The following is a 23,153-nucleotide window of genomic DNA, read 5'->3' as shown; positions in this document are numbered from 1 at the left end:
GGTTTGCTGAAGCGTTGGTCAGGGTCGGTTGACGGAGCTGTCGGCTCCAACGATTTTTAGGGCGCGGCCACCCGCCGTTCAGTGAACGGCATGGCCACCGAAATGTCGCAGTGTTTCCGGGAGATGTTTGAGCTTCTCCGGATTGCGGGTGACGTAGATGGCGGTGATCCGATCCTGCTCGATCTCAAGGGCAGTGGTCTGCAGGATCTCTCCGTCTTCGATGGTGATGAAACCGGGCAGCCCATTGATGAAATCGTAACGCACCAGCCGCGACATCGTCTGGGCAAAGATCAGCGCCAGCGAGGCGTGCAGCTTCATCACCTTGTCTAGGCCGACGATCGGCCGTCTTGGTGCCACCGTCTTACCGCCACCATCGGCATAGACGATCGCCTCGGTCGCAAGCAGCGAACGAAGCTGCTGCATGTCGCCGCCACGCGACGCCGCGAAGAAGGCGGAGGCGATTTCCAGGCCCTGTTCCCGTGGCATCGCAAAGCGGCGTCGGGCATTGCGGATATTGACGCGGGCGCGGCTGGCGAGCTGGCGGCAGGCCGCCGGCTTGCGGCCGATCGTCTCGCCAATTTCATCGAAGCTGACGCCGAAGACATCGTGCAGCAGGAAGGCAGCCCGTTCGAGCGGCGACAGACGCTCCAGCGCCATCATCAGCGGCAGGGTGATGTCGTCGAGGTCGTCGCTCTCCTCGACGATCGGTTCCGGCAGCCACGGCCCGAGATAGGTTTCGCGCCGCCGTCGTGCCGACTTCAACTGATCGAGGCAAAGGCGCGTCACGATCCGGCGCAGAAACGCCGATGGTTCCTTGACGGTCACACGGTCGGTGTCCAGCCAGCGCAGGAATGCCTCCTGGACGATGTCCTCGGCCTCGCTGACCGAACCCAGCATCCGATAGGCAATGCGGATCAGTCGCGGACGCAGCGGGTCGAAGCTCGTTTTGACGTCTTCGTCGGTCATCTCGGTCATCACATCCCCCACTGCCGTGCGGTGCAGGCGGTCAAGCAATGGCCAGCGCGCAGGCGGAGCCATGATGGCATTGCCGCAGCGGTTGCGACAAGCGGATCGAGCTTCGCTGTCATGTTCGTCTCCTTCATCTCGGGCACTTGAGAAGACAGGACGAGATAGCGTCAATGAATGTGACATGCCGCAGACGTTGCGGCAGTCGAATGCCGGGGAAAACGTGCCTCGTGGCGCAGGCGATCCTATCTGTCGCTGACGGCCCAGCGCGGATTGATCCAGGGCTCCTGATTGGACCGGGCAAGCGGTTGCTTGCCGAGGATATGGTCGGCTGCCTTTTCGCCGGTCATGATCGAGGGGCTGTTGAGATTGCCATAGGTCACGTGCGGGAAGATCGAGGAGTCCGCGACGCGCAAACCATCGACGCCGATCACCCGCGTCTCCGGGTCGACCACGGCCATTGGGTCGTCCTTGGCACCCATCCGGCAGGTGCCGCAGGGGTGGTAGGCGCTTTCCAGGTGTTCGCGCAGGAAGGCGTCGATCTCATCGTCCGTCTGCACCTTCTCGCCCGGCTGGATCTCCGGCCCGCGATACTGGTCGAAGGCCCGCTGGCCGAAGATCTCGCGGGTGAGGCGCACGCAGTGGCGGAACTTCTCCCAATCCTCCGGGTGGCTCATATAGTTGAAGCGGATCACCGGGTCGGCCATCGGATCGGAGGATCGCAGGGTGACGTTGCCGCGCGACTTCGACAGGTTGTAGCCCACATGCACCTGGAAGCCGTGGCTCTTGGCCGCCGCCTTGCCGTCATAGCTGATCGCGACCGGCAGGAAGTGATACTGGATATCGGGCTGCTTGACGCCCGGCGCCGAACGCAGGAAGGCGCAGGCCTCGAATTGGTTGGAGGCGCCGAGCCCACCTTTGGAGAGCAACCATTGTGCTCCGGCGACCCCCTGCCAGAACCACGGCAGCCAGGAATAGAGCGAGACCGGTTTGGTCGAGACCTGCTGGAAATAGAACTCCATATGGTCCTGAAGGTTGGCGCCGACACCGGGTCGATCGACCTTGACCTCTATGCCCATGTCCTTCAGGTGCTGTGCCGGGCCGATGCCGGACAGCATCAGCAGCTTCGGCGAGTTGAAGGAGGAGGCGGAGACGATCACCTCGCGGTTCGCCTTGACGATCTCGATCTTGCCGCCGCGCTCGATCTCGACGCCGGTCGCCCGGCGGTTCTCGATCACCACCTTGCGGGCAAAACAGCGCATGAGCGAAACGTTGGGCCGCTTCAGAGCCGGGCGGAGATAGGCGTTGGCGGCGGACCAGCGGCGCCCCTGCCAGACGGTCTGCTCCATCAGGCCGAAGCCTTCCTGCTTGGAGCCGTTGTAGTCGTTGGTAAGCTCGAAGCCCGCCTGCTCGCCCGCTTCAATGAAGGCATGGAACAGTGGGTTGGTCACCGGCCCGCGCTTGACGTGCAACGGCCCGTCGGTCCCGCGCCAGCCGACCTCGCCTCCGTGCGAATGCTCCATGCGCTTGAAGTAGGGAAGCACGTCGGCATAGGCCCAGCCACGTGCGCCCAGGTCCTCCCAGCGATTGAAATCCTCGGCATGGCCGCGCACGTAGACAAGGCCGTTGATCGAGGAGGAGCCGCCGATGACCTTGCCGCGCGGCGCGGTGATGCGCCGGTTGTTGAGGTTCGGCTCGGGTTCGGAATGATAGCCCCAGTTGTAGCGGTCCATGCTCATCGGCCAGGCAAGTGCTGCCGGCATCTGGATGAACGGCCCGATGTCCGAACCGCCATATTCGAGCACGATTACGGAATGCTTGCCGTCCTGCGAGAGGCGGTAGGCGAGCGCCGAACCGGCCGAGCCGGAGCCGATGATGATGTAGTCTGCCTGCATGATCGTGCTCTTTCTTCTGCGTCTCTAAACCGGCCGGTACCGTGCCTCTACCTCTGTCCCCTCATTCCTGTGCTTGTCACAGGAATCCAGCCAAGCGACGTCTGTCGCTTGAGGGAGTCTTTCGCGCCACCGACGTGGCGCTGCTGGATCCCCGGAACTCGCTTCGCTCACCCGAGGATGAGGGAGCGAATCAGATGCGTCCCGAGGAAGGCCGCTTGAACCTCAATACGGCGCCTGCACCGGGCTCATGCCGACGTAGACGGTCTTCAACTCGCTGTAATGGTTGAGCGCCGCCACGGAATTCTCGCGCCCGAAACCGGATTGCTTGGAGCCGCCGAAGGGGATCTCGACCGGGCAGAGATTGTAGGTGTTGATCCAGAGCGTGCCGGCTTCGAGTTGGTCGACGACGCGGTGGGCGCGGGTGATGTCGGCGGTGAAGACGCCGGCCGACAGGCCGAATTCGGTGGCATTGGCGCGCGCGACGACATCAGCCTCGCTTTCGAAGTCGAGAACGCACATCACAGGGCCGAAGATCTCTTCGCGCGCGATGGTCATGTCGTCGGTGACGTCGGCAAAGACGGTCGGCTGGATATAGGTGCCGTCGGCACTGACCGCATTCGGAATGCCGCCGCCGGTGACCAGACGCGCGCCCTCGGCTTTGCCCTTTTCGATATAGGAGAAGACCTTGTCGCGTTGCGCGCCCGACACCATCGGCCCGAGCTGGGTGGCTTCGTCCATCGGGTCGCCGATGACGATCGCTTCAGTGCGCGCCTTGAGGCGATCGAGGAACGCATCCTTGATGCCCTTCTGGACGAAGACGCGGGTGCCGTTCGAGCAGACCTGGCCGGTGGAATAGAAGTTGCCGAGCATGGCGCCGCCGATGGCGCTTTCGAGATCGGCATCGTCGAAGACGATCAGCGGCGACTTGCCGCCGAGCTCCATCGTTACGTGGCGAAGACCGGCAGCTGCCGCCTCATACACCTTGCGGCCCGTCGGCACCGAGCCGGTGAGCGATACCTTGGCGACATCGGGGTGGTTGACGAGCAGCGGACCGGTCGTCCGATCGCCCTGGATGACGTTGTAGAGGCCCTTGGGAAGGCCCGCCTCGATCAGGATCTCGGCGATCTTGAGGGCGCCGAGTGGGGTATTCTCCGATGGCTTGAAGACCATGGCGTTGCCGGCGGCAAGCGCCGGCGCACCCTTCCAGCAGGCGATCTGCTGCGGATAATTCCAGGCGCCGATGCCGACGCAGACGCCGAGCGGCACACGCTTGGTATAGGCGAAATCGCCGCCGAGCGGAATGTAGTCGCCGTTGAGCGCTGTGGCGATGACGCCGCCGAAGAATTCGAACGAGTCGGCGCCCGATGTCGGGTCGGCGACGATCGTCTCTTGGATCGGCTTGCCGGTGTCGAGCGTTTCGAGCTCGGAAAGCTCGCGGTTGCGCTCGCGCATGATCTCGGCGGCGCGCTTCAAGATGCGGCCGCGGGCAGTCGGGCTCATGGCCGCCCATTCCGGTTGCGCGCGCTTGGCAGCGGCAATCGCCTTTTCGACGATCGCGGGCGTTGCCGCATGCAGCCGGGCGATCACCTCGCCGGTTGCGGGATAGATGCTCTCGAAGACGGTGCCGGCAATGTCCTCGACATACTCGCCATCGATGAAGTGCGAGGCTTGCGGTTGGGCTCTCATGTCATTCTCCCCGCGGATAGCGTTTGGATTCCTCGAGATTGTCGAGGTTCATGTGGTTGCGCATGTAGCGCTCGGATGCTTTTTGCAGCGGCTGATGGTCCCACGGATAATAGGCGCCGTTCCTCAGTGCCTCGTAGACCACCCAGCGCCGGGCCTGGCTCTCGCGCACGGCGCCATCGAAGGCCTCCATGTCCCAGTGGGCGGCGCACATGTCGCGAAACGCATTCAGCGTTGCCGCCTGCACCGGTGTCTCCGGGTTTGCCGCGAGGTTCTTCAGCTCCAGCGGATCGGCTTCGAGATCATAGAGCTGATCCGGGTCGAGCGCGCAGTGGATATATTTCCATTTGCCCTTGCGAATGGCGACCAGCGGCGCGTGGGACGCTTCCGCAGCATACTCCATGAGCACCGGCTCGGTGCGCTCCTCGCCATTGATGACAGGCACGAGGCTGATGCCATCAGTCCAGGGCTTCACCTCGTCCATCGAGATGCCGGCGAGGTCGCAAAGCGTCGGGGTTACGTCGAGGTTCGACGTCGGCGTCAGGTGCAGGCCGGGCGCAACGGCGGGTCCGGCCGCCATCAGGGGCACGCGCGCCGAGCCTTCGAAGAAGTTCATCTTGAACCACAGGCCGCGCTCGCCCAGCATGTCGCCATGGTCGGAGCAGAACAGGATCAGAGTGTTGTCGAGCATCCGGGTGCGCGTCAGCGTGTCGACAAGTTCGCCGACCTTTTCGTCGAGATAGGAAATATTGGCGAAATAGGCGCGGCGCGAGCGGCGGATATTGTCCTCGGTCAAGTCGAAATTGACGTAGTCGCAGGAATGCATGATCCGCTTCGAGTGCGGATCCTGGTCCTCCTCCGGCAGCATGCCGACCTCTGGCAGAAGATGCTCGCAATCCTCGTAGAGATCCCAGAATTTCTTTCGTGCGACATAGGGGTCGTGCGGGTGGGTGAAGGAGACGGTCAGGCACCAGGGGCGGCGGCCCGCGTCGTCGTTTTCGCGCGACAGCTGGTAGAGCTTCTGGTTGGCGAGAAAGGCGACCTCGTCGTCATACTCCATCTGGTTGGTGATCTCGGCGGCGCCGGCGCCGGTGACGGAGCCGAGATTGTGATACCACCAGTCGATGCGCTCGCCCGGCTTGCGATAATCCGGCGTCCAGCCGAAATCGGCGGGATAGATATCGGTCGTCAGCCGCTCCTCGAAACCATGCAATTGATCAGGCCCGACGAAATGCATCTTGCCGGACAGTGCCGTGTAGTAGCCGGCGCGGCGCAGGTGATGTGCGTAGGTCGGGATCGAGGACTGGTATTCGGCGGCGTTGTCATAGACCCGGGTGCGGCTCGGCAGCTGGCCTGCCATGAACGAGGCGCGGGCAGGCGCGCAAAGCGGCGACGAGGTGTAGTTGTTGCGAAAGCGGGCGGAGCGGGCGGCGAGGCTCTTCAGGTTCGGCGCATGCAGGAATTCCGCCGGACCGTCGGGAAAGAATTTTCCGTTCAGCTGGTCGACCATAATGATCAGGATATTAGGTCTGGCGGTCATATGGCCCGTCCTTGGCGGTGGAGCTGGTCGAGAAGCGAGGTGACGTAGTCTTCCGTCAGCGCGATCGAGGCTTCGATGCCGATCGGCGCAGAGCGCAGACTCTGGCGGATGTAGAGCCCGTCGATCATCGCAGCTGCGCCTTCCGCGATGCGTTCCGCGTCATCGACGGGACAAAGCGCCTTGAGGCTCGCCATCAGGTTGGAGCGCAACCGCCGGGCGTAGACGACGAGGAACCGGCGGACGTCTTCCGAGCGCTGCGCCTCGGAATAGAAGGCGAGCCAAGCGGCGATGGTGTCGGGCGCAAACTGGCTTGCCTGGAACGAAACGCGGATCAACGCGCTCAGTTTCTCACGCGGTGTAATCGCTGCACTCAGCGCCGTCACCGTATCGTCGCGCAGTTGCCTTAGAAGACTGCGCACGGTCTCGATCAGCAATTGCTCCTTGCTGCCGAAATAGTGATGGGCAAGGGAAGGGGAGACACCGGCACGGCGGGCGATGTCGGACATGGTGACGGCGAGCGTGCCCTGATCGCCGATCACGCGCAGCGCCGCATCCACCAGCGCCTTGCGGCGCACAGGCTCCATCCCGACCTTGGGCATCCGTCTCTCCCTCGATGATGGTCAGTTTATTTTTGATTGACTCATCAATCAATAAAAATTTGCGATGTTTTCTCTTTCTTTTTTCGGAGAAATCCGGCTCAATCCGATGGTAGAGTTCTGGATATCAGAAGGACTGGAGGTTGAAATGACCCATGCATTCGATCCGGCTGGCAAGGCGGCGGTTGCCGGCAAATGGGGATGGTTCGTCGCGCTCGGCGTGCTGTTGATCATGTGTGGCGGCCTTGCCTTCGGCAATCTGCTGATGGCGACGGTGGCCTCGGTCTATTATGTCGGGCTGATCATGCTCGTCGGCGGCCTGTTCAATCTCGCCCATGCCTTTCAGGTCAAGGGTTGGAACAGCGTGCTCTATTGGGTGCTGAGCGGCGCCTGCTACGCCATTGCCGGGCTCTTTGCCTTCATCAACCCGGTGCTGGCCTCCTCCGTCCTCACTTTCCTGATGGCCATCGCACTCGTCGTCGCCGGTTGCTTCCGGATCTGGGTCAGCTTCAAGCTGCGGCCGATCCAGGGCTGGGGATGGGTCGCGCTCGGCGGTCTGGTCACGCTCGCCGCCGGTCTGATCATTGCCGCCGGCTGGCCGGTCAACAGCCTCTGGATCCTCGGCCTGTTCCTGGCGGTCGATCTGGTGATGCAGGGTCTGTCGCTGATCGCCTTCGGGGTGTTGGCAAAAGGCTAGCGCACGGCACGCTCGCCTTTGCCGTGTTCGGGTGGGATTGTAAGCAGAGCGTGCCTGTTGGCTGGCGTATTGGGAAGGCGACCGTGCGGGCCGCCCGTGTAACGACGCTCATCCCAGCGCTGATCGCCATCTCGGGTGTAGCGCTACAGGTGCCCCTGTCCGGCATGGCACTGATCCTGCTTGCAGTGTGACTGCTCTGGACCACGATGTTTGCGCTTGCCGCGATCTTTCTCGGTCGTGGCATGCACTCGTTATCGCATCACCTGAACCTGTTGCGACCAATTTTCCGCAGTTCGGGAAAATTCGATGAAACTACTGATTTTATTAGAAAGTTCGATAATGATCAGCGTGGGCGGAGCTGTCATATAGCTTTCATCAAAGCTTCATATTGGGGAAAGACTTCGTTGACTGTTGGTCGCCATCCTGCGGCCGTCCGATCGTCCGTTCTCAATCTTCTGGAGCCCGGCATGTCCGCCGCCCCCGCCGAAATTCTCTCGCTTCGCCGGTTCGGCGACGACCAGATCGTAACGCTTGCAAAGCTTGTGATCGAAAGCGCATTCCAGCCGATCGTCGAAGCGGCAACCGGTGCCGTGTTCGGCTACGAGTCACTGATGCGCGGCTTTCAAAAGCTGGGCTTTGCCTCGCCCTTGGAATTGCTCGACAAGGCGGAAGAGGCCGGCCAGTTGCTGGCGCTCGAGCATATGGTCAACAGTCGTGCCGTCGCAGGCTTCGCGACATTGCCGGAATTTTCCACCCGCACGCTGTTCCTGAATTTCGATTCCCGCCTGGTCGGCGGCGAAAACGCGATCGTCGAGCGCCTCGTCAATCACCTGAAGCGCGCCAACATCGCGCCGTCGTCCTTATGCTTCGAGCTGTCCGAACGTTTCGACAGCGGCAAGATGCCGGATTTCTCGGCGCTCGTGCGCGAACTGCGGCTGGCCGGATTCAAGCTGGCCATCGATGATTTCGGCGCCGGCTTCAATGGCCTCAAGCTGCTCTGCGATCAGCCCGTCGATTACGTGAAGATCGACCGGCATTTCATTTCCGGTATCGACGCCGATGCGCGCAAGCGCCACCTGGTGCGCCACACCGTCAACACCGCCCATGTGCTCGGCACCCGGGTCATCGCCGAAGGCGTCGAGACCGAGGCGGAGTTCCAGACCTGTCGCGATCTCGGCTGCGACCTCGTACAGGGCTATTTCATCGCCCGGCCGACGACGCACCTGAGCGAATTGCAGCCTGCCTATCCGCATTTGGCCTTGAATGGCGGCGGTCACCGCTCGTCGGCGACGCTCGACAGCATTCTGATCCGCAAGCAGATCGAACAGCTGCCGGCGGTGCGCGAAAGCGACGAACTCGAATCCGTGTTCGATCTGTTCCGGCTTAATCCCCGTCAGGCGTTCTTTCCGGTGCTCAACGCCAACGGCGAACCGCGCGGCATCCTGCACGAATATCACGTCAAGGAGATGATCTATCATCCCTTCGGCCGCGACCTGCTGAAGAACCGGCTCTACCAGCGCCGCATCTCGCATTTCGCAAGCCCGGCGCCGATCGCCGATCTCGATACGCCGGCCGACGAGATGCTGAAGATTTTCGCCGGCATGGACGGCAGCGATTGTGTGATCCTGACCGAGAATATGCGCTATGCAGGCATCCTGTCGGCATCGTCGCTGTTGAAGATCATCAACGAGAAGCAGTTGAAGACGGCGCAGGAGCAGAACCCCCTGACCGGATTGCCCGGCAATCGCGCCATCCGCGATTACGTTCAGGACGCGATCCTCGACGGCGATCAGCCGCGCTATTTCTGCTATTGCGACTTTGACGATTTCAAGCCGTTCAACGATACCTACGGTTTTCAGAAGGGCGATCTGGCGATTTCGCTTTTCGCCGCCCTGCTGCGGCGGCATTTCATTGGCGAAGAAAAGTTCCTCGGCCATGTCGGCGGCGACGATTTCTTCGTCGGCATCAGCGGTTGCACCGTCGATGAGCTGCAGGTCGTTCTTCACCGTCTACTCGACGATTTCGCCTCCGATGTCCGCCAGCTCTATCTACCGGAGCATCAGGCAGAGGGGCGTATCAGCGGTCATGGCCGCGATGGCACGGCCAAGGATTTTCCGCTGATGCGCTGTTCGATCGCCGTTCTCGGATTGCCGGAAGGTTTTGTGTTTTCGGACGGCCAAGCCGTCAGCGCCCGCATCGCCGAGATCAAGTCTCGTGCCAAGGCCAGCGCCAGCGGCCTCGTTCTGGAGGCGCTCGGCGTCTAACGCGTGGATGGGCAAACACGTTGCAGTCGGCAATGAGTGCCGCTGCGTCCATTTACGCCTGGGTTTTTGGCAGGCGATGGACCAGGTAGTCGCGCATCTGCGCAAGTGCCATGTCGCGTGTCAGCCCCCCTTCAGACTGCAGCCCGAGCCGCAGCCACAGCCCGTCGATCAACGATGTAATGGCAAGCGCCACATCTTCGCACTCGTTCGCAGGCAGGATGTGCGTCAGCGCCGACAGCAAGTTCGACCGCATCCTTGCGTGAATGATCTTCTGAATCCGCGCCAATTGCGGTTCGCGCGGCACTTCGGCGCAAAGCGATAGCCAGGCGTGGCAGACGGAAGGCTGGAAGAAGCGTTCCTCGAAATTGGCCTCAATGATCGCATCCATCCGCTCGAGCGGGGTACGTGCGCGATGCAGCCTCTCGACCACCGCTTCTTTCAAGGAAGCGTTCGCCTCGCGCATGGCATGCTCGAACAGTTCCTGCTTGCTGGCAAAATAATGCAGCACGATGCCCTTCGAGGCGCCGGCATGCGTCGCCACCTTTTCCAGGGTCGCCCCGGCCATTCCCTCTTTCTGCAGGACCTCAAAGGCCGCCCGCCGCAGCTCGCGGCGCCTGATCTCACTGATTTTCGTCAATCGCATGCGGTTTCTCCCAAGCGATTCTCACATTGACAATCTTTCCAGGAAGATCAATTGCTGACCCGTGGGTCAATTTGAAGTCCCGACGGACAATTGTGAGGATCGCGATGCTGCATTTGAAGAGCCTGATATTTGCCGCTGCTCTGTTGACGGCCACAAGTTCCGGCTTTGCCGGTGATCCGCAGGCATGCAAAAGCGTGCGGTTGGCGGAGCCCGGCTGGAATGACTTGGCCTTTACGACCGGCGTCGGGCTGAGCCTGCTGAAGGCGCTTGGATATGAGCCGGAAAGCAAGCTTCTCGGCATCGACGTCATCTATACGAGCCTGCGCAGCAAGGATCTCGACGTCTTTCTCGGCTACTGGGATCCGGCTATGGTCGCCTACTACAAGCCTTACCGGGAGGACGGTTCGGTCGAGACCGTGCGAACCAATCTTGAGGGGGCAAAATACACCTTTGCCGTTCCCGACTACGTCTGGGAAGCGGGCGTCAAGGATTTCTCGGATTTGAAACCCTTCTCCGACAAGTTCGAAAAGAAGATGTACGGCATCGAACCTGGCTCCAATCAACTGATGCTCGATGCCATCAAGGATCCAGATCTTGGTCTGGCAGACTGGGAAGTGGTCGAGTCGAGCGAGCAGGGCATGTTGTCCGAGGTGACGCGTCGGGTTCGTGACAAGGCCTTCATCGTATTCCAGGGCTGGGCGCCACATCCGATGAACACTGTATTTTCGATGAAGTACCTGACGGGTGGCGACAAGTTCTACGGTCCGAATTTTGGCGCGGCGACGGTGTCGACGCAGGTACGCAAGGGATACCTTCAGGAGTGCCCGAATGTCGCCCGCCTGTTGAACAATCTGGTTTTCGACGTCGATTTCGAGAACCGCGGCATGGGCTACCTGATGAATGACGGCCTGTCGCCCGATGAGGCAGGGGCTAAGTCGATCAAGGAAGAACCGCAGCGTCTGGAACCATGGCTCGCTGGCGTAACGACCTATGACGGGCAGCCGGGGCTGGCCGCGGTCAAAGCCGCGCTCGGTCTTTGATGGTGATCGATCAGCAGTCGTGGGCGGCCGCCAAGCGGCGAATAGAACTGCCCGGCGGCCAGCAGTTCACCTATGTCGATCACGGGCAGGGGCCGGTTCTCCTTCTCTTGCACGGCTACTCCGATACCAGCCGCAGTTTTTCCCTGATCGCGCCATCCTTAGGCGGATATCGCCTGATCATTCCAGATCTCGGCGGACACGGCGGTTCGATGCCCAGGGAAGGGATGTCGATTGCCGAACTCGCCCACGATGTCGATTGTCTGGCCGATCGCCTGGCCATTCACCAGTTTGTGCTTGTTGGTCATTCCATGGGAGCGATGATTGCTGTCGATATTGCCGCGCGCCGCCGGGAGGCGGTGCGTGCATTGATCCTGCTCTCGGGAAGCCTCAAGCCGGACTTTGGTCCGGGGACGGAGGTCGCCCGGGCGATACGCGGGCTCAAAGACCCGCTTGGTCCCGACGATGCCTTCTTCGACCGCTGGCATGCCTGCAGTCGGTCGGTCGACACGGCGTTCCTAAGGCATCTGCGCCGCGAAGCCGCAGCGATGCCGATGACGACTTGGCGAACGCTCCTTGATGCGCTCGCGGTGACGGATCTCAAATCGCGCGCGGCTCATGTCAGAGCGCCGGTGCTGTGCATCGCCGGAGCACAGGATCCTCTTTTTGACATCGGGCATCGGCAGGTTCTTGCCGAGACCTTCGCCTCCGTGCGCTCCATCACGCTCGACGGCCATGGCCACAACCCGCATTGGGAGAGTCCTGCCGATGTCGCAGCGCTGATCCTCTCGTTTCTCGGCGATGAGGTCGGCCAACCCGGATCGACATCGGGCCTTTCCGCGACGCATGGGCGGCGCTAGGTATGACGCTTGAGAGTCCTTGAGGTAGAGCCATGTCCCTTTCAGTTGAAATGACCTTCGTTGATCTTCCGTCCCCGGGCGGGGCGGAAAATATGGTGCTGTCGAAGGGACCATTGCCGACGCTCAAGCCGGGCGACATTCTGGTGCGCGTCGAAGCGGCAGGCATCAACCGGCCTGATGTGCTCCAGCGCAAGGGCGACTATCCGCCGCCGCCCGGGGCGAGCCCCATTCTCGGGCTGGAGGTTGCCGGTGAAGTGGTGGCTCTCGGCGAGGGCGCGCAGGGTTTTTCGATCGGCGACAAGGTCTGCGCCCTGGCGAACGGCGGTGGTTACGCCGAGTATGCGGCCGTGCCGGCGACGCAGGCGCTTTCCTGGCCGAAAGGGTATGACGCGGTGAAAGCGGCAGCCTTGCCGGAAACTTTCTTCACTGTCTGGGCCAATGTCTTCGGCATGGCCGAGCTGAAAGCGGGGGAAACCATCCTCGTCCACGGCGGATCGAGCGGTATCGGCACGACGGCAATCCAGCTGGCAAAAGCATTGGGCGCCGAGGTCTTCGCCACCGCCGGCAATACTGAGAAGTGCCGGGCCTGCGAGGCGCTCGGCGCGAAACGGGCGATCAACTATCGCGACGAAGATTTCAAGTCGGTCGTGCTGGAGGAAACCGGCGGTCGCGGCGTAGACGTCATCCTCGACATGGTCGGCGGCCGCTATTTCGACCGCAATATTGGTACGCTTGCCAAGGATGGCCGGCTCTCGATCATCGCCTTTCTCGGCGGCGCCAAGGTCGAGGCCGCCAACATCGCCCCGATCCTGTCAAAGCGGCTGCATGTCATGGGTTCGGCGCTCCGCCCGCGAACGGCGGCAGAGAAACAGGCGATCCGCGACGGCCTGCTGGCAACCGCCTGGCCATTGCTCGAAGCGGGCAGCGTCGCACCGGTCATCCACGCGGTGCTGCCATTCGAACAGGTGGCGGACGGACACCGGATGATGGAAGAGGGCGACCACATCGGCAAGATCGTCATGACCATGCGAACCTCGTCATGACCGCGCGAAGTTCGTCGTGACCATGCGAAACGCATCATAACCTAGCTTGAGTTACGACCTTCGTCGGCCTTGCAATCCCGGGAAATTCACCTACCTTGAAATTATCGCTAACGAACAGAAAGGAAGGTGATCCAATGTCTAATGAGATTTCGGTCGTCGTGACAGGCATGGGAGAGGTGAACACGTCGAGGCGAACTTCGGCCTGATTCCCGCCTTCCTTCGGGTCCTAAGCCCGGGCCAGCCACTTGGCCAAAACTCATGGAAGGGTCGCCTCGCGCGGCCCTTTTCCATTTCTAGCCCGCCATGCAATTTCCCATCCCGATCTTCAGATGCATTCTGCGCCGGCGTGCGCGTGCGCCTGCGATGTCGTCAAATACCGAAACGCCCGACCGCCGGGATCTTGATGCCCGGTTTGGCAATGTCGAAACCGGCGACGAGGCCGAAGAAATGCAGCTCCAGGCCGCTGCGCACCCCCGCCGAAATGCCTGCGAGGCCATAGAGCGTCGCATGCAGGTCGCGGCTATCGGCGTCGATCTGGAACAGTTTCCCCTCCGGCAGGTAGTCGCGCCCGACAGCATCTGGCGGCAACACCGCATTGAGTTCGGGGACCGAGCGCAGCACATGGGCAACGAAGGTGTTTGAGTTCGGCCCCGGCCAGATCCGGTAGCCGCCGGCCGATGAATAGGGGTAGGCAGCGATTGCCGCTTCGATCTTCGGGATCAGCCTGCTCGCCTCGACGCCGCTGGCGGTCGCAACCAATCGCGGCTCGTTCGAATACCAACGGGCGTCCGCCTGATAGGCGTTCCTGCGGATCGGCTTGCCCCAGCCGACCTTGTCGTAGCGATTATAGGCCTGGGCGCCCTGTTGCTTGGTGACGATCCAGGCGTGGCTGGCGACCGCTCCCTTCATGCCGCCCGTCGTGGCGGAGAAGATATAGACCGCCGCATCCGGGCTTTGCGCCGGCTTCGGCAGGATGCCCGCCGAAGACCAATCGGCATGGCGCCAACTCTGCGGTCGCTCCTTCATATACCACCATCCGGCCGACGCTAGAGCCGGCAGAAGGTAGATGACCAGAAAGACGGCGACGAGCCTGCGGATGAATTTCATGAAAGCGCCGGTTTCCTGTTGTCCGATTCCTGCTAAATGCATGCACTAATCTAGGAAATTTGAGGGCAAGACATGTCGAATCCCGTTCTCGTCGAAGTCACGCGCGGCAATCTGGTCGAAAGCCGTCACCGCGGCCTGGTCATCGCTGTCGATAGCGAAGGCCGTACGGTCTTTTCGCTGGGCGATACCGAGAGCGGCGTGTTCCCGCGATCGGCCTGCAAGGCAATGCAGGCGCTGCCGTTGATGGAAAGCGGCGCTGCTGACGCTTACGGCTTCGGCAACAAGGAACTGGCGCTCGCCTGCTCCTCGCATTCGGGCGAGCCGGAGCATGTCGCGCTTGCCACGAAGATGCTGGCTGCTGCCGGCCGCGACGTGTCGGCGCTCGAATGCGGCGCCCACTGGTCGTCTGACCAGAAGACGCTGATCGGCCAGGCGCGCTCGATGGAGGCGCCGAGCGCGCTTCACAACAATTGCTCCGGCAAGCATTCCGGCTTCATCTGCGCCTGCTGCCATTCAGGCACTGAAGTGAAGGGCTATGTCGGCTATGATCACCCGCTGCAGCAGGAAATCCGTGGCGCCATGGAAAACCTCACCGGCGCGATCCTCGGCCGCGACAATTGCGGCGTTGACGGCTGCTCGATCCCGACCTATGCGGTGCCGCTGAAGGGGCTGGCGCACGGTTTTGCCAAAATGGCGACTGGCGTCGGTCTCGCGCCCGAACGCGCGCGCGCATCGAAGCGGCTGATCGAAGCCTGCATGGCCGAGCCTTTCTACGTCGCCGGCACGAAGCGCGGCTGCACGCGGCTGATGGAAACGGCACCGGGCCGGATCTTCGCGAAAACCGGCGCCGAAGGTGTGTTCTGCGCGGCGATCCCGGAAAAGGGCATCGCCATCGCCGTCAAATGCGGGGATGGTGCCACCCGTGCTGCCGAGGCGATGGTCACCGCTACGCTTGCTCGCTTCTTTCGGGGCGAGCCTGACGTGCACGCGGCACTGATGGCGCAGGCCAACCACACCATGAAGAACTGGAACGGCATCCCGGTCGGTGACGTCAGGGTGACGGACGCCTTCGCCGCCTGATGTCGATCGGAATGACGCGCGCGCAGGAATCCCGGCCGCGCGTTGTTGCACACGCCCCGTAGCGACCAGTACTCCGCGTCTCACGCCGACAGAAGCGCCATGCCCTTGTCGCGATAGGGGCCGAGAGCATCATCGTTCATATCTTCCGGCACGATCAGGCCGGCAATGTCTTCGGCGTTGGCGACGTGGTGCGGCGAAGCGGCATCGAACTTTTCGGCTGTCGCGATGACGAAGGTGTCGGCGGCTTGGCCAAGAATGGCGCGCTTGACGGCGGCCTCCTCGTAATCGCCGGTCGAAAACCCATGAACCGGATGGATCGCGGTGACGCCCAGGAAAAAGATGTCGACACGGATAGCGGTAATGGCCGCCAGGGCGGCCGCACCCGTTGCCACCATGGAGTGCTTGTAAAGCCTGCCGCCGATAAGGATCACATCCGCCTCATGTCTCTCCAGCTCCGCCGCAATGGTCGGGCTGTGCGTGATGATCGTCAGCCGCATCTCGCGCGGAAGCGCTCTGGCGATTTCGGCGTTGCTTGTGCCGCCATCGAGAAAGATCGTTTGCCTCGGTGCGACGAGCCCGGCTGCCTTGCGTCCGAGCCGGCGTTTGACGTTGCCAGCAATTTCCTGGCGTGTGGCAAAGTCCGGTAGGGCAGGTGTCAGCGGCAGCGCACCGCCATGCACCCGCTTCAGCAGCCCTTCGGCCGCCATTTCCCGGAGGTCACGGCGGATCGTATCTTCGGAAAGTTGCAATTCATCCGCCAGGCGCTTGGCGACGATCTCGCCATCGCGGCTTAGCCGCGCCGAGATCAACGCTCGTCTCTGTGTGGTCAGCATCATTTCGCTCCTTGACTCTTCACGATATTACACGAAATATCATGAATATTCCAGAGTTATCTGGGTGTATCGTGCAAAGTAAGGAAAAAATCATGTTGATCTTGATTGCGGGTCCCTATCGCTCGGGTACGGGCGACGATCCGGCCAAGATGGCGGAAAATTTGAAGCGTCTGGAGGAACCGTCCTATGCCCTCTTCAGGGCGGGCCATGTGCCTGTTATCGGGGAGTGGGTGGCGCTGCCGGTCTGGCATGCCGCCGGCGGCGCCAGCATCGGTGACGACCTCTACGAGGAGATCTTTCATCCCGTCGCCGGGCGCCTGCTGGCGCTTTGCGATGCCGTGCTGCGTCTGCCGGGCGACAGCAAGGGGGCGGACAATGATGTCCGCATTGCCCGGGAGCGCGGCATTCCGGTCTATTACAACCTCGAAGATGTGCCCGGCTGCAGCGAAGCGCAGGTCGCCTGAGCGACAGCAGCCCCGGCGGGTATAGCTCGCCGGGGCTGCGGATTGGTGCCGGGCATGCCGCGACGCGTGCCTTGTCGCACTTGCGCCGGCTACCCGGAAAGGCGTGGACTTATTCGTGCACGTGCGGCTCGGCGACGAAGGTCAGCGTTGCCGTCAGCCCCTTCTTGTCGGCGGCGGTATCCGCTTCGAGCGGAATTGCGTGGCTGACGGCGAGAATGTTGACGCCGGCATTGCGCAACGTCACTTCGGTTTCGCCCTTCGCGTCCGTTTTTTCGGAGACGAGCTCCGGAAGTCCGGCGTAGTCGACGGTGATTTCCTTGCCTTCGAGCGGCTTTCCATCAAGCAGCAGGCGGACGCGAAATTTTTCGCCGGGCTTCAGCCCGATCGGATTGTCGAGCGGCACGATCTGCAGTGGCTGGGCCGGGAAGGCCGGCATGTCGCCATGCACATGCACAAGCGCGATACTGTATTTCACCGAGTGGCTCGCCTGTTTGGCGCCTGGTACCTCGCTCTTCGGCTTGTTCACCCATTTGCCGTCAGCACCCTGGCTCCAGTAGCCGTTGTCGAATTCGAGCGCGAGCAGGGCCGGTTCGCCGTCGAGCTTCAGCAGGGCATGGGTGCCGGCCGGCTCGATGGTGACCGGCAATGCCGTGCCATCCTCGCCGAGGGCAGAAACGGATTTCACCTTGGCCGGATCATAGGCTTCGTCGGCGGGGCCGTGGCCGTAGATCACCGCAAGGTCGCCCCAGCGCTCGCCGATCCAGGCGCCATGCGCAAATGCCGGCGTGGCTGCGGTGGCCAGCAGACCGGCGGCAAGCAGGGAGGAAATCAAGGTCTTCATGAGTGACTCCGAAAATATGTTATAACGTTACGTTCACGTTGTATTGAAGTCATGTTCGGCTTGTCAACCGAGGAGACTTCATTTCTTCTGCGGCCCGAAGGCGGCGCCAGGGTCGCCTTGATTAGCAAGGAGAGTAACGTGCTGAAATTGTTCTACACCCCGGGAACCTGCTCGCTGGCCTCGCACATCGGGCTGGAAGAGACTGGCATCGATTACACGGCCGCGCCGGTCGATTTTTCCAAGGCGGAACAGACCAAGCCCGACTATCTCGCGATCAACCCGAAGGGGCGTGTCCCCGCGCTCGTCACCGATCGCGGCACAATTACCGAGACCCCGGCGATCCTCACCTACATTGCCCAAAGCGCTCCGCAAGCGAAGCTGGCACCGCTCGACGATGCCTTCGAGTTTGCACGGATCCAATCCTTCCTGAGCTATCTCTGCTCGACCGTGCATGTCGCCCATGCCCACGGCCGGCGTGGCTCGCGCTGGGCCGACGACCCGGCGGCGCATGAGGCGATGAGGGCCAAGGTTGCTTCGAATATGACGGATTGTTTCGAGCTGATCGAAACCAGGATGCTCGCCGGTCCCTTCGTCACCGGCGACACCTACTCGATCGCCGACCCCTACCTGTTCACGATCGCTGGCTGGCTCGAGCCGGATGGCGTCGACCCGACACGCTTCCCGAAGATTTTGGACCACCGCAACCGCATGACGCAGCGGCCGGCAGTCGCCCGGGTTCTCGCGGTTCTGAAGGGTTAAGGATCGGGGCTAACGGCCAGCGAGTCTCTCGGGCAGGTCGAGCGGGGGTTCGTCTGCCCAGGCGACGAATTCCCCGTAGCTGATCTGATCGTCGATAATGGCGCGGACGAACAGGCGGCAATAGGCTGCCGGAATCTCTGCCAGCCGCACGTCAAAATGGGACCCCAGCTTCGCCAGGTCGACATTGGCGATCCGGCCTTCGGCAATTCGCTTTTCCATCCCAAGCCTGCGCCCGGTCACTGCACGGGAAAAGGCGTGGCGTTCTTCGCGAAGAGCACGTTTCCTCTGCTGCCATTCCTCGACCGTAAGGTTGTCAGCGCTGGAGGCACGGCCGAATTCGGCCACCCTGAAGTTCATCACAAGCATGAGAACAACGACAAGGCCGAGGCTTACGATGAGTCCGTTCAATGCCTTGCTGAGCCGCATTCGAAACCTTCGCTTTCAGGACACCCTGCATAGCAAATAGAAAACAAAGCTGGAAGCTGCAATGAGTTATCATGGCTATCCTGGCGTGTGTTGCCACAAGCCTGCGGTCCTTGGAAATCTGTCGGCTACATCAACATGTAATCCTTCGGTTGCGGCAATTCGGGCAGGTCGGTTTCTCCAAGCGCCTCGCGCAGATTGATCTCGATCGTATCGGCAAGCGCCACGATCGGCAGGTCGTTCGGCAGCGTGCCGAACGGCTCCTCCAGTTCATCGCCAAGCGCGTCGAGACCGAAGAAGGTGTAGGCGACGAGTGCCGTTACGAACGGCGTCGCCCACCCGAGCGCATCGGCAAATCCGAAGGGCAGGAGGAAGCAGAAGAGATAGGCGGTGCGGTGCAGAAGCAACGTGTAGCCGAAGGGAACCGGCGTGTTGCGGATGCGCTCGCAGGCGGCAAGCACGGCCGACATGCGTCCGACCGTGCCGTCCAGCATCATGTACTGAATGTCGCTGATCCTCTCAGTGGCACGCAGGCTGGCAAGCAGGCCGCCGATCTCGCGCAGCAGCAGGTCCGGGGCATTGCGGCTTGCCTTGTAGGTAGGCAGGAGATCCGCTGGCAGCCTCCGCAACGCCTTGTCGGGCTTGCTGCCCGGCCGCAGGTGGCAGACCAGCGTCTGCGCAAAGATGATCACCAGATTGAGCAAACGTGCCCGCGCGCCGTCCGCGTCACCTGCTTCGAGGATCAGTGTCTGGCGGGCAAAGTCACGCGAGACGAAAATCAGCTGCCCCCAATCCTTGCGGGCCTCCCACCAGCGGTCGTAGCAGGCATTGTTGCGAAAGCCGAGAAACACCGAAAGGGCGATGCCCAAAAGCGCGAACGGTCCGCTGTTGACGCTCGGCACCATCGTCGGGAAGGCCTGGTGCGACCAGACGACGCCGGCTGACAGGGCAAAGACGAACAGCACCTGCGGGAAGATCCGCTGGATGACCGAGCCGCGCAGAATGAAGAAGAGCTTGGGGAGGCTGGGGCGGTCGCGAACGATCATCGACGGGTACCTGTGCGGCAAGGATTTAGCATCGGTACAGGCGGGACACGAAAATTGGAAGAGCGCGCGATGTTGTCAGCGCCCGCATCCGTGCCTTGCCATGACCAGCAATGTAAATTGGCGATCTTCCCGCTGCCGTCCTTTTCGCCGCCTGCACCGCGGCACCAGTCTCCAACGATATTTCAGGCACCCTGTCGGCACGCGGGCGTCCCGCTCGTCCTTGATGAGAGCATCGAAGAGGAGACGAAAATGCGCAAGGTTGTTGCCGGCATGCAAATGTCCATCGATGGCAAGATCGATGGTCCCGATGGCTATGCCGATTGGGTCGAGTCCTGGTCGGATACCTTTGATCTCTTGCCCGAAATCGATGCCTGCGTGCTCGGAAGCGGCATGTATTCGGGCTACGAACAATATTGGAGCGCGATCAAGGCCGACCCGCACAGCCCGCTCGAATTGAGCGGAAACCTGCCGACACCAGAGGAAATCGAATACGCCGACTTCGCCCTGAACACGCCGCATTATGTGCTGTCCAACACGCTCGACGGCGTGCGCTGGGCGAACACGACGGTGCTGCGCGACGCAGCGGATGTTGACGCTTTGCGGCAACGGTCGGGCAAGACCATCTATGTGGTCGGTGGCGCGCAGACGGTTTCCGGCCTGCTCGACAGGGGCGTGATCGATGAGTTGCGCCTGACGATCCATCCGCTGGTGGTGGGGGAGGGCAAGGCGCTGTTTGCAACGATCGCGCAACGGCATCGCCTGCAGCTCAACGAGGCGAAGTCGCGCCCGGACGGCACTGTCAGCCTCGTTTATGCCGTCGGCGATTGAGCGATCCGGCTGGCTTGGGTTCAAAGGCAGGGAGCTAACGGCGTGGCATAGCAGGTATTTGTCGGGTAACGGCCCGGTGATCCGCCAGGCCCACGCGACGAGGAATGTCGAGTTAGGCCGGAAAGTCGGCTGACAGTTTCCGCGGCGCCTTCTCGCGCCAGGCGGCGATCAGCCTCTGTGTCAGGCTCGCGTCGTCGATCGCTCCAAGACGCACCAGCATCGCCGGCCATCCCTTGTAGTGATCGGTTTCGAAGAAGAGTGACGGATCGAGTTCCAGCAGCATTTCTTTTTCTTCGAGCGCGCACATGACCACCAGGGTGTCGGCGTCCTTCATGCGCGCAAAGCTCTTGCCTTTTACCAAGAGAGCGGGCGTGCCATAGGAGGTGCCGAGCGACACCTCCGGCAGGCCAGAGGCTTCGGCCAGCGTCACGACGCGGGCAAAAGGACCGTCGAGGTCTTCGCTCGGGCGGCCATTATGCGCGGCCGGAGGGTGGCTCATCGCCTGGCCGCCGAGGCGCAATCGCAATTGCCGGTCCGCGGCCAGGGCCAGCCCGGGAAGGGCAGGTCGCCGAGTTCGCGCCCGTCCATTCGTTCGAGATCGGGATGTTGCAATGGGTCGCGTGCCCAGGAGAGCGAGGCGTCCTGTCGGGTGTCGGTAAGAGATCGGGTCGGTTTCAACAGGGAGAAAATCTTCAGCATGGCGGGCCATCCTTTCGATGCTTCAGAGCATCTGCCTGTTTGACCACGATTTCAATTGAGATTGCCAAAGGGTAGGTTTAGAAAAACTATATGAAAGAATTGAATGCTATTCACCTGAACGGCTTGCGTGCGGTCGAGGCGGCCGGTCGCCTTGGCTCGCTGGCAGCAGCAGCCGAGGAATTGGGGGTGACCCCCGGCGCGGTCAGCCAGCAGATCGCCAAATCCGAGGCGCAGCTCGGCCGCATCCTGTTCGAGCGCACATCGCGTGGGCTGGTGGCCACGGATTTCGGCCGGCTGTTCCTGGCGCGGCTGAGCAATGCTTTCGGCGAGTTGGCTGAGGCGGTTGCCTCGGCGCGGCGGCGGGACGAATCGGTGCTGACAATCTCGGTCGCGCCGGTCTTTGCCGCGCGCTGGCTGGTCTACCGGCTCAATCGTTTCGCCGAGCGCCATCCTGATATCAGGCTGCGCATCGACGCGACGACCAGGCTCGTTAATCTCGATACATCGGATGTCGATGTCGGAATTCGTGTTGGTGAGGGTCGCTGGCCGGGGGTCAAATCGGAGCTGTTGCTGGAGCAGGAGGTTTTCCCGGTCTGCTCGCCGGCGATGGCTGAAAACCTGCGCGAGCCTGCAGATATTCTAAAGATGCCGGCGGTTATCGACGGCCATTCGATGTTTACCTGGGAGGTCTGGCTGCGCGAGGTCGGGCTTTCCGGTGCCGAATTGGGCGTGCGCCATACCTTCAACGAGGCATCGCTCGTGCTCGATGCCGCGATTGCCGGCCAAGGCGTGATGCTCGCCTGGCAGACGCTTGCCGGTTTCGCCGTGACCGAGGGCAGTCTCGTCGTTCCCTACGGTATCCGCGCGCGTACCGGCTACGGCCACTACTTCGTCAGCTCGCCCTCAAGGCGGGAGAGCAAGGCCACCACGGCGTTCAAACGTTGGGTGCGCGACGAGGTCGAAGAGGGCATGCGACTGCTCGACCTCAAGGCGCCACGCACCCGTTTCAAGCCACCGTCTGCGAGTGACTAATGTCGCTTCGCCGGCGTGGCGTTCGATGGCAGAAGCCTATTCGGCTTCCTTTGACCGAACCTCCATCATCGCCTTGAAAGCCGGACGAGACTGGCAGCGCGCCAGCCACGCCTTGACCTTGGGATGCCCGTCGAACAGTTCCGTCTGGCTCATGGCGTAGCGGAACACTTCCGCGAGGTTGAGGTCGGCGACGGTGAAGCGGTCGCCGACGATATGGTCCCGGCCATCGAGATGGCTTTCGAGATAGGCAAAGGCCTTGCCCAATGCGGTGACAGCCGCGCTGACCTTGGCTTTGCCCTCATCGGTGTTCTCGGTGCCGGCATCGTAGGTGAGAATGATGCGAACGGCGTGCGGCTCGACTTCGGTGGCCGCCCACATCGTCCAATTGCCGATCAGTCCTTCTTCCCGGACGTCGATGGGCGCAAGCGGCCCGCCATATTTGCGGGCGAGGTAGAGATTGTTGGCAAGCGATTCCGTCAGCACAAGGCCATCGTCGTCGATCGCCGGGATCAAGCCCATCGGATTGACGGCGAGAAACTCCGCCGACTTGGTGTTAACAGGCGCATCGTCCGCCAGCGGATCGGCCAGCCTATAGGCCTGCTTAACAGGTACGGATTTGAAGGGAATGCCGAGTTCTCCCGCCATCCAGTAATTGCGCGATGCGCGCGAGCGATAGACGCCATAGATCGTCAGCATGTCCGGTCTCCTCCTGTCATTTGCATACCCTTGTCATAGGCAATCGCGGACCGCGCAAGAAGCGGCGGGCGTTGATATCTCGCATGAAATCTTTTGCTGAACGACCGGTGCGGCGGTAAGG

Annotated in this window: 24 protein-coding genes; 10 read left to right on the top strand and 14 right to left on the bottom strand. The window is 61.9% G+C overall.

Annotated elements, in window-relative coordinates; translation table 11 throughout:
• Nucleotides 1-78: 78 nt before the first annotated feature.
• The 5 genes from ASD02_RS28990 to betI (ASD02_RS28970) all read right to left on the bottom strand — a co-directional run bounded on the left by ASD02_RS28990 (nt 79) and on the right by betI (ASD02_RS28970) (nt 6,683).
• Entirely contained in the window at nt 79-975 is an 897-nt protein-coding gene (locus ASD02_RS28990) for a sigma-70 family RNA polymerase sigma factor (RefSeq protein WP_025426229.1), read from the bottom strand.
• Nucleotides 976-1,211: 236 nt separating this feature from the next.
• A complete protein-coding gene (gene betA, locus ASD02_RS28985) occupies nt 1,212-2,861 on the bottom strand; it encodes a choline dehydrogenase (RefSeq protein WP_025426230.1) in 1,650 nt (549 codons plus the stop codon).
• Nucleotides 2,862-3,083: 222 nt separating this feature from the next.
• Nucleotides 3,084-4,547: a betaine-aldehyde dehydrogenase gene (betB, locus tag ASD02_RS28980; protein ID WP_025426231.1), complete on the bottom strand. Its 1,464-nt coding sequence runs from the start codon at nt 4,545-4,547 to the stop codon at nt 3,084-3,086.
• A gap of 1 nt (nt 4,548) precedes the next feature.
• Entirely contained in the window at nt 4,549-6,084 is a 1,536-nt protein-coding gene (betC, locus tag ASD02_RS28975; protein ID WP_025426232.1) for a choline-sulfatase, read from the bottom strand.
• Nucleotides 6,081-6,683 (bottom strand): transcriptional regulator BetI, encoded by a 603-nt coding sequence (betI, locus tag ASD02_RS28970; RefSeq protein ID WP_025426233.1) that lies wholly within the window; start codon nt 6,681-6,683, stop codon nt 6,081-6,083. Before betI (ASD02_RS28970) ends, betC begins: the two co-directional genes overlap by 4 nt.
• A gap of 145 nt (nt 6,684-6,828) precedes the next feature.
• Here betI (ASD02_RS28970) and ASD02_RS28965 point away from each other — a divergent pair, with 145 nt between their 5' ends.
• Complete coding sequence (locus tag ASD02_RS28965) at nt 6,829-7,377, top strand: HdeD family acid-resistance protein (protein WP_025426234.1); 549 nt, start codon at nt 6,829-6,831, stop codon at nt 7,375-7,377.
• Between the two features lie 467 nt (nt 7,378-7,844).
• Nucleotides 7,845-9,641 carry a GGDEF domain-containing protein gene (locus ASD02_RS28960; RefSeq protein WP_025426235.1) on the top strand — a complete coding sequence of 599 codons (1,797 nt, stop codon included), beginning with the start codon at nt 7,845-7,847 and terminating at the stop codon, nt 9,639-9,641.
• A gap of 52 nt (nt 9,642-9,693) precedes the next feature.
• Here the strand turns inward: ASD02_RS28960 and betI (ASD02_RS28955) are convergent, their stop codons facing one another.
• Nucleotides 9,694-10,284: a transcriptional regulator BetI gene (gene betI, locus ASD02_RS28955; protein WP_025426236.1), complete on the bottom strand. Its 591-nt coding sequence runs from the start codon at nt 10,282-10,284 to the stop codon at nt 9,694-9,696.
• A gap of 104 nt (nt 10,285-10,388) precedes the next feature.
• On the opposite strand from betI (ASD02_RS28955), the gene ASD02_RS28950 reads away from it, so the two are divergent.
• Genes ASD02_RS28950 through ASD02_RS28940 form a run of 3 tightly spaced genes read left to right on the top strand, consistent with a single transcriptional unit; the run spans nt 10,389 to nt 13,224 of the window.
• Nucleotides 10,389-11,324, top strand: a complete 936-nt coding sequence (locus ASD02_RS28950; RefSeq protein ID WP_025426237.1) for a choline ABC transporter substrate-binding protein — start codon at nt 10,389-10,391, stop codon at nt 11,322-11,324.
• Nucleotides 11,324-12,181 carry an alpha/beta hydrolase gene (locus ASD02_RS28945; protein WP_057221507.1) on the top strand — a complete coding sequence of 286 codons (858 nt, stop codon included), beginning with the start codon at nt 11,324-11,326 and terminating at the stop codon, nt 12,179-12,181. Before ASD02_RS28950 ends, ASD02_RS28945 begins: the two co-directional genes overlap by 1 nt.
• Nucleotides 12,182-12,213: 32 nt before the next feature.
• Entirely contained in the window at nt 12,214-13,224 is a 1,011-nt protein-coding gene (locus ASD02_RS28940; protein WP_057221506.1) for an NAD(P)H-quinone oxidoreductase, read from the top strand.
• Between the two features lie 369 nt (nt 13,225-13,593).
• Here ASD02_RS28940 and ASD02_RS28935 read toward each other — a convergent pair whose 3' ends face one another.
• Nucleotides 13,594-14,331, bottom strand: a complete 738-nt coding sequence (locus tag ASD02_RS28935) for a DUF3750 domain-containing protein (protein ID WP_025426240.1) — start codon at nt 14,329-14,331, stop codon at nt 13,594-13,596.
• 72 nt (nt 14,332-14,403) lie between these two features.
• On the opposite strand from ASD02_RS28935, the gene ASD02_RS28930 reads away from it, so the two are divergent.
• Entirely contained in the window at nt 14,404-15,411 is a 1,008-nt protein-coding gene (locus ASD02_RS28930; protein ID WP_025426241.1) for an asparaginase, read from the top strand.
• Nucleotides 15,412-15,491: 80 nt separating this feature from the next.
• On the opposite strand, the gene ASD02_RS28925 is transcribed toward ASD02_RS28930, so the two are convergent.
• On the bottom strand, nt 15,492-16,244 hold the full coding sequence (locus ASD02_RS28925) for a DeoR/GlpR family DNA-binding transcription regulator (protein WP_025426242.1): 753 nt from the start codon (nt 16,242-16,244) through the stop codon (nt 15,492-15,494).
• A gap of 92 nt (nt 16,245-16,336) precedes the next feature.
• On the opposite strand from ASD02_RS28925, the gene ASD02_RS28920 reads away from it, so the two are divergent.
• On the top strand, nt 16,337-16,708 hold the full coding sequence (locus ASD02_RS28920) for a hypothetical protein (protein ID WP_025426243.1): 372 nt from the start codon (nt 16,337-16,339) through the stop codon (nt 16,706-16,708).
• A 109-nt stretch (nt 16,709-16,817) separates the two neighbouring features.
• On the opposite strand, the gene ASD02_RS28915 is transcribed toward ASD02_RS28920, so the two are convergent.
• Nucleotides 16,818-17,549, bottom strand: a complete 732-nt coding sequence (locus ASD02_RS28915) for a DUF4198 domain-containing protein (RefSeq protein ID WP_025426244.1) — start codon at nt 17,547-17,549, stop codon at nt 16,818-16,820.
• 138 nt (nt 17,550-17,687) lie between these two features.
• On the opposite strand from ASD02_RS28915, the gene ASD02_RS28910 reads away from it, so the two are divergent.
• Nucleotides 17,688-18,308, top strand: a complete 621-nt coding sequence (locus ASD02_RS28910; protein WP_057221521.1) for a glutathione S-transferase family protein — start codon at nt 17,688-17,690, stop codon at nt 18,306-18,308.
• Nucleotides 18,309-18,317: 9 nt separating this feature from the next.
• Here the strand turns inward: ASD02_RS28910 and ASD02_RS28905 are convergent, their stop codons facing one another.
• Together ASD02_RS28905 and ASD02_RS28900 are read right to left on the bottom strand one after the other, a co-directional pair.
• Nucleotides 18,318-18,674 (bottom strand): hypothetical protein, encoded by a 357-nt coding sequence (locus ASD02_RS28905; RefSeq protein ID WP_156411893.1) that lies wholly within the window; start codon nt 18,672-18,674, stop codon nt 18,318-18,320.
• A 185-nt stretch (nt 18,675-18,859) separates the two neighbouring features.
• A complete protein-coding gene (locus ASD02_RS28900) occupies nt 18,860-19,777 on the bottom strand; it encodes a bestrophin family protein (protein ID WP_025426247.1) in 918 nt (305 codons plus the stop codon).
• Nucleotides 19,778-20,026: 249 nt separating this feature from the next.
• On the opposite strand from ASD02_RS28900, the gene ASD02_RS28895 reads away from it, so the two are divergent.
• The gene (locus ASD02_RS28895; RefSeq protein WP_025426248.1) at nt 20,027-20,605 is read left to right on the top strand and encodes a dihydrofolate reductase family protein; all 579 of its coding nucleotides are present in this window, start codon (nt 20,027-20,029) and stop codon (nt 20,603-20,605) included.
• A gap of 112 nt (nt 20,606-20,717) precedes the next feature.
• Here ASD02_RS28895 and ASD02_RS28890 read toward each other — a convergent pair whose 3' ends face one another.
• Together ASD02_RS28890 and ASD02_RS37570 are read right to left on the bottom strand one after the other, a co-directional pair.
• Entirely contained in the window at nt 20,718-21,104 is a 387-nt protein-coding gene (locus tag ASD02_RS28890) for an MmcQ/YjbR family DNA-binding protein (protein ID WP_051509197.1), read from the bottom strand.
• A complete protein-coding gene (locus ASD02_RS37570; protein WP_057212448.1) occupies nt 21,101-21,304 on the bottom strand; it encodes a hypothetical protein in 204 nt (67 codons plus the stop codon). The genes ASD02_RS28890 and ASD02_RS37570 overlap by 4 nt, the downstream gene beginning before the upstream one ends.
• A 90-nt stretch (nt 21,305-21,394) precedes the next feature.
• On the opposite strand from ASD02_RS37570, the gene ASD02_RS28885 reads away from it, so the two are divergent.
• The gene (locus tag ASD02_RS28885) at nt 21,395-22,336 is read left to right on the top strand and encodes a LysR substrate-binding domain-containing protein (RefSeq protein WP_025426250.1); all 942 of its coding nucleotides are present in this window, start codon (nt 21,395-21,397) and stop codon (nt 22,334-22,336) included.
• A gap of 36 nt (nt 22,337-22,372) precedes the next feature.
• Here the strand turns inward: ASD02_RS28885 and ASD02_RS28880 are convergent, their stop codons facing one another.
• Nucleotides 22,373-23,032 (bottom strand): glutathione S-transferase family protein, encoded by a 660-nt coding sequence (locus tag ASD02_RS28880; RefSeq protein ID WP_025426251.1) that lies wholly within the window; start codon nt 23,030-23,032, stop codon nt 22,373-22,375.
• Between the last annotated feature and the right edge of the window lie 121 nt (nt 23,033-23,153).

The organism is Ensifer sp. Root1252, from assembly GCF_001425885.1.
GTDB lineage: Bacteria > Pseudomonadota > Alphaproteobacteria > Rhizobiales > Rhizobiaceae > Ensifer > Ensifer canadensis.
The sequence above is the reverse complement of the archived record's forward strand: the minus strand, read 5'-3'. Positions and strand labels throughout refer to the sequence as shown.

What these genes read in the sequence shown, in the direction of transcription:
- ASD02_RS28990 (WP_025426229.1), bottom strand. Translation starts at nt 975, where the DNA reads ATGACCGAGATGACCGACGAAGACGTCAAAACGAGCTTCGACCCGCTG.
- betA (WP_025426230.1), bottom strand. Translation starts at nt 2,861, where the DNA reads ATGCAGGCAGACTACATCATCATCGGCTCCGGCTCGGCCGGTTCGGCG.
- betB (WP_025426231.1), bottom strand. Translation starts at nt 4,547, where the DNA reads ATGAGAGCCCAACCGCAAGCCTCGCACTTCATCGATGGCGAGTATGTC.
- betC (WP_025426232.1), bottom strand. Translation starts at nt 6,084, where the DNA reads ATGACCGCCAGACCTAATATCCTGATCATTATGGTCGACCAGCTGAAC.
- betI (WP_025426233.1), bottom strand. Translation starts at nt 6,683, where the DNA reads ATGCCCAAGGTCGGGATGGAGCCTGTGCGCCGCAAGGCGCTGGTGGAT.
- ASD02_RS28965 (WP_025426234.1), top strand. Translation starts at nt 6,829, where the DNA reads ATGACCCATGCATTCGATCCGGCTGGCAAGGCGGCGGTTGCCGGCAAA.
- ASD02_RS28960 (WP_025426235.1), top strand. Translation starts at nt 7,845, where the DNA reads ATGTCCGCCGCCCCCGCCGAAATTCTCTCGCTTCGCCGGTTCGGCGAC.
- betI (WP_025426236.1), bottom strand. Translation starts at nt 10,284, where the DNA reads ATGCGATTGACGAAAATCAGTGAGATCAGGCGCCGCGAGCTGCGGCGG.
- ASD02_RS28950 (WP_025426237.1), top strand. Translation starts at nt 10,389, where the DNA reads ATGCTGCATTTGAAGAGCCTGATATTTGCCGCTGCTCTGTTGACGGCC.
- ASD02_RS28945 (WP_057221507.1), top strand. Translation starts at nt 11,324, where the DNA reads ATGGTGATCGATCAGCAGTCGTGGGCGGCCGCCAAGCGGCGAATAGAA.
- ASD02_RS28940 (WP_057221506.1), top strand. Translation starts at nt 12,214, where the DNA reads ATGTCCCTTTCAGTTGAAATGACCTTCGTTGATCTTCCGTCCCCGGGC.
- ASD02_RS28935 (WP_025426240.1), bottom strand. Translation starts at nt 14,331, where the DNA reads ATGAAATTCATCCGCAGGCTCGTCGCCGTCTTTCTGGTCATCTACCTT.
- ASD02_RS28930 (WP_025426241.1), top strand. Translation starts at nt 14,404, where the DNA reads ATGTCGAATCCCGTTCTCGTCGAAGTCACGCGCGGCAATCTGGTCGAA.
- ASD02_RS28925 (WP_025426242.1), bottom strand. Translation starts at nt 16,244, where the DNA reads ATGCTGACCACACAGAGACGAGCGTTGATCTCGGCGCGGCTAAGCCGC.
- ASD02_RS28920 (WP_025426243.1), top strand. Translation starts at nt 16,337, where the DNA reads ATGTTGATCTTGATTGCGGGTCCCTATCGCTCGGGTACGGGCGACGAT.
- ASD02_RS28915 (WP_025426244.1), bottom strand. Translation starts at nt 17,549, where the DNA reads ATGAAGACCTTGATTTCCTCCCTGCTTGCCGCCGGTCTGCTGGCCACC.
- ASD02_RS28905 (WP_156411893.1), bottom strand. Translation starts at nt 18,674, where the DNA reads ATGCTTGTGATGAACTTCAGGGTGGCCGAATTCGGCCGTGCCTCCAGC.
- ASD02_RS28900 (WP_025426247.1), bottom strand. Translation starts at nt 19,777, where the DNA reads ATGATCGTTCGCGACCGCCCCAGCCTCCCCAAGCTCTTCTTCATTCTG.
- ASD02_RS28895 (WP_025426248.1), top strand. Translation starts at nt 20,027, where the DNA reads ATGCGCAAGGTTGTTGCCGGCATGCAAATGTCCATCGATGGCAAGATC.
- ASD02_RS28890 (WP_051509197.1), bottom strand. Translation starts at nt 21,104, where the DNA reads ATGAGCCACCCTCCGGCCGCGCATAATGGCCGCCCGAGCGAAGACCTC.
- ASD02_RS37570 (WP_057212448.1), bottom strand. Translation starts at nt 21,304, where the DNA reads ATGCTGAAGATTTTCTCCCTGTTGAAACCGACCCGATCTCTTACCGAC.
- ASD02_RS28885 (WP_025426250.1), top strand. Translation starts at nt 21,395, where the DNA reads ATGAAAGAATTGAATGCTATTCACCTGAACGGCTTGCGTGCGGTCGAG.
- ASD02_RS28880 (WP_025426251.1), bottom strand. Translation starts at nt 23,032, where the DNA reads ATGCTGACGATCTATGGCGTCTATCGCTCGCGCGCATCGCGCAATTAC.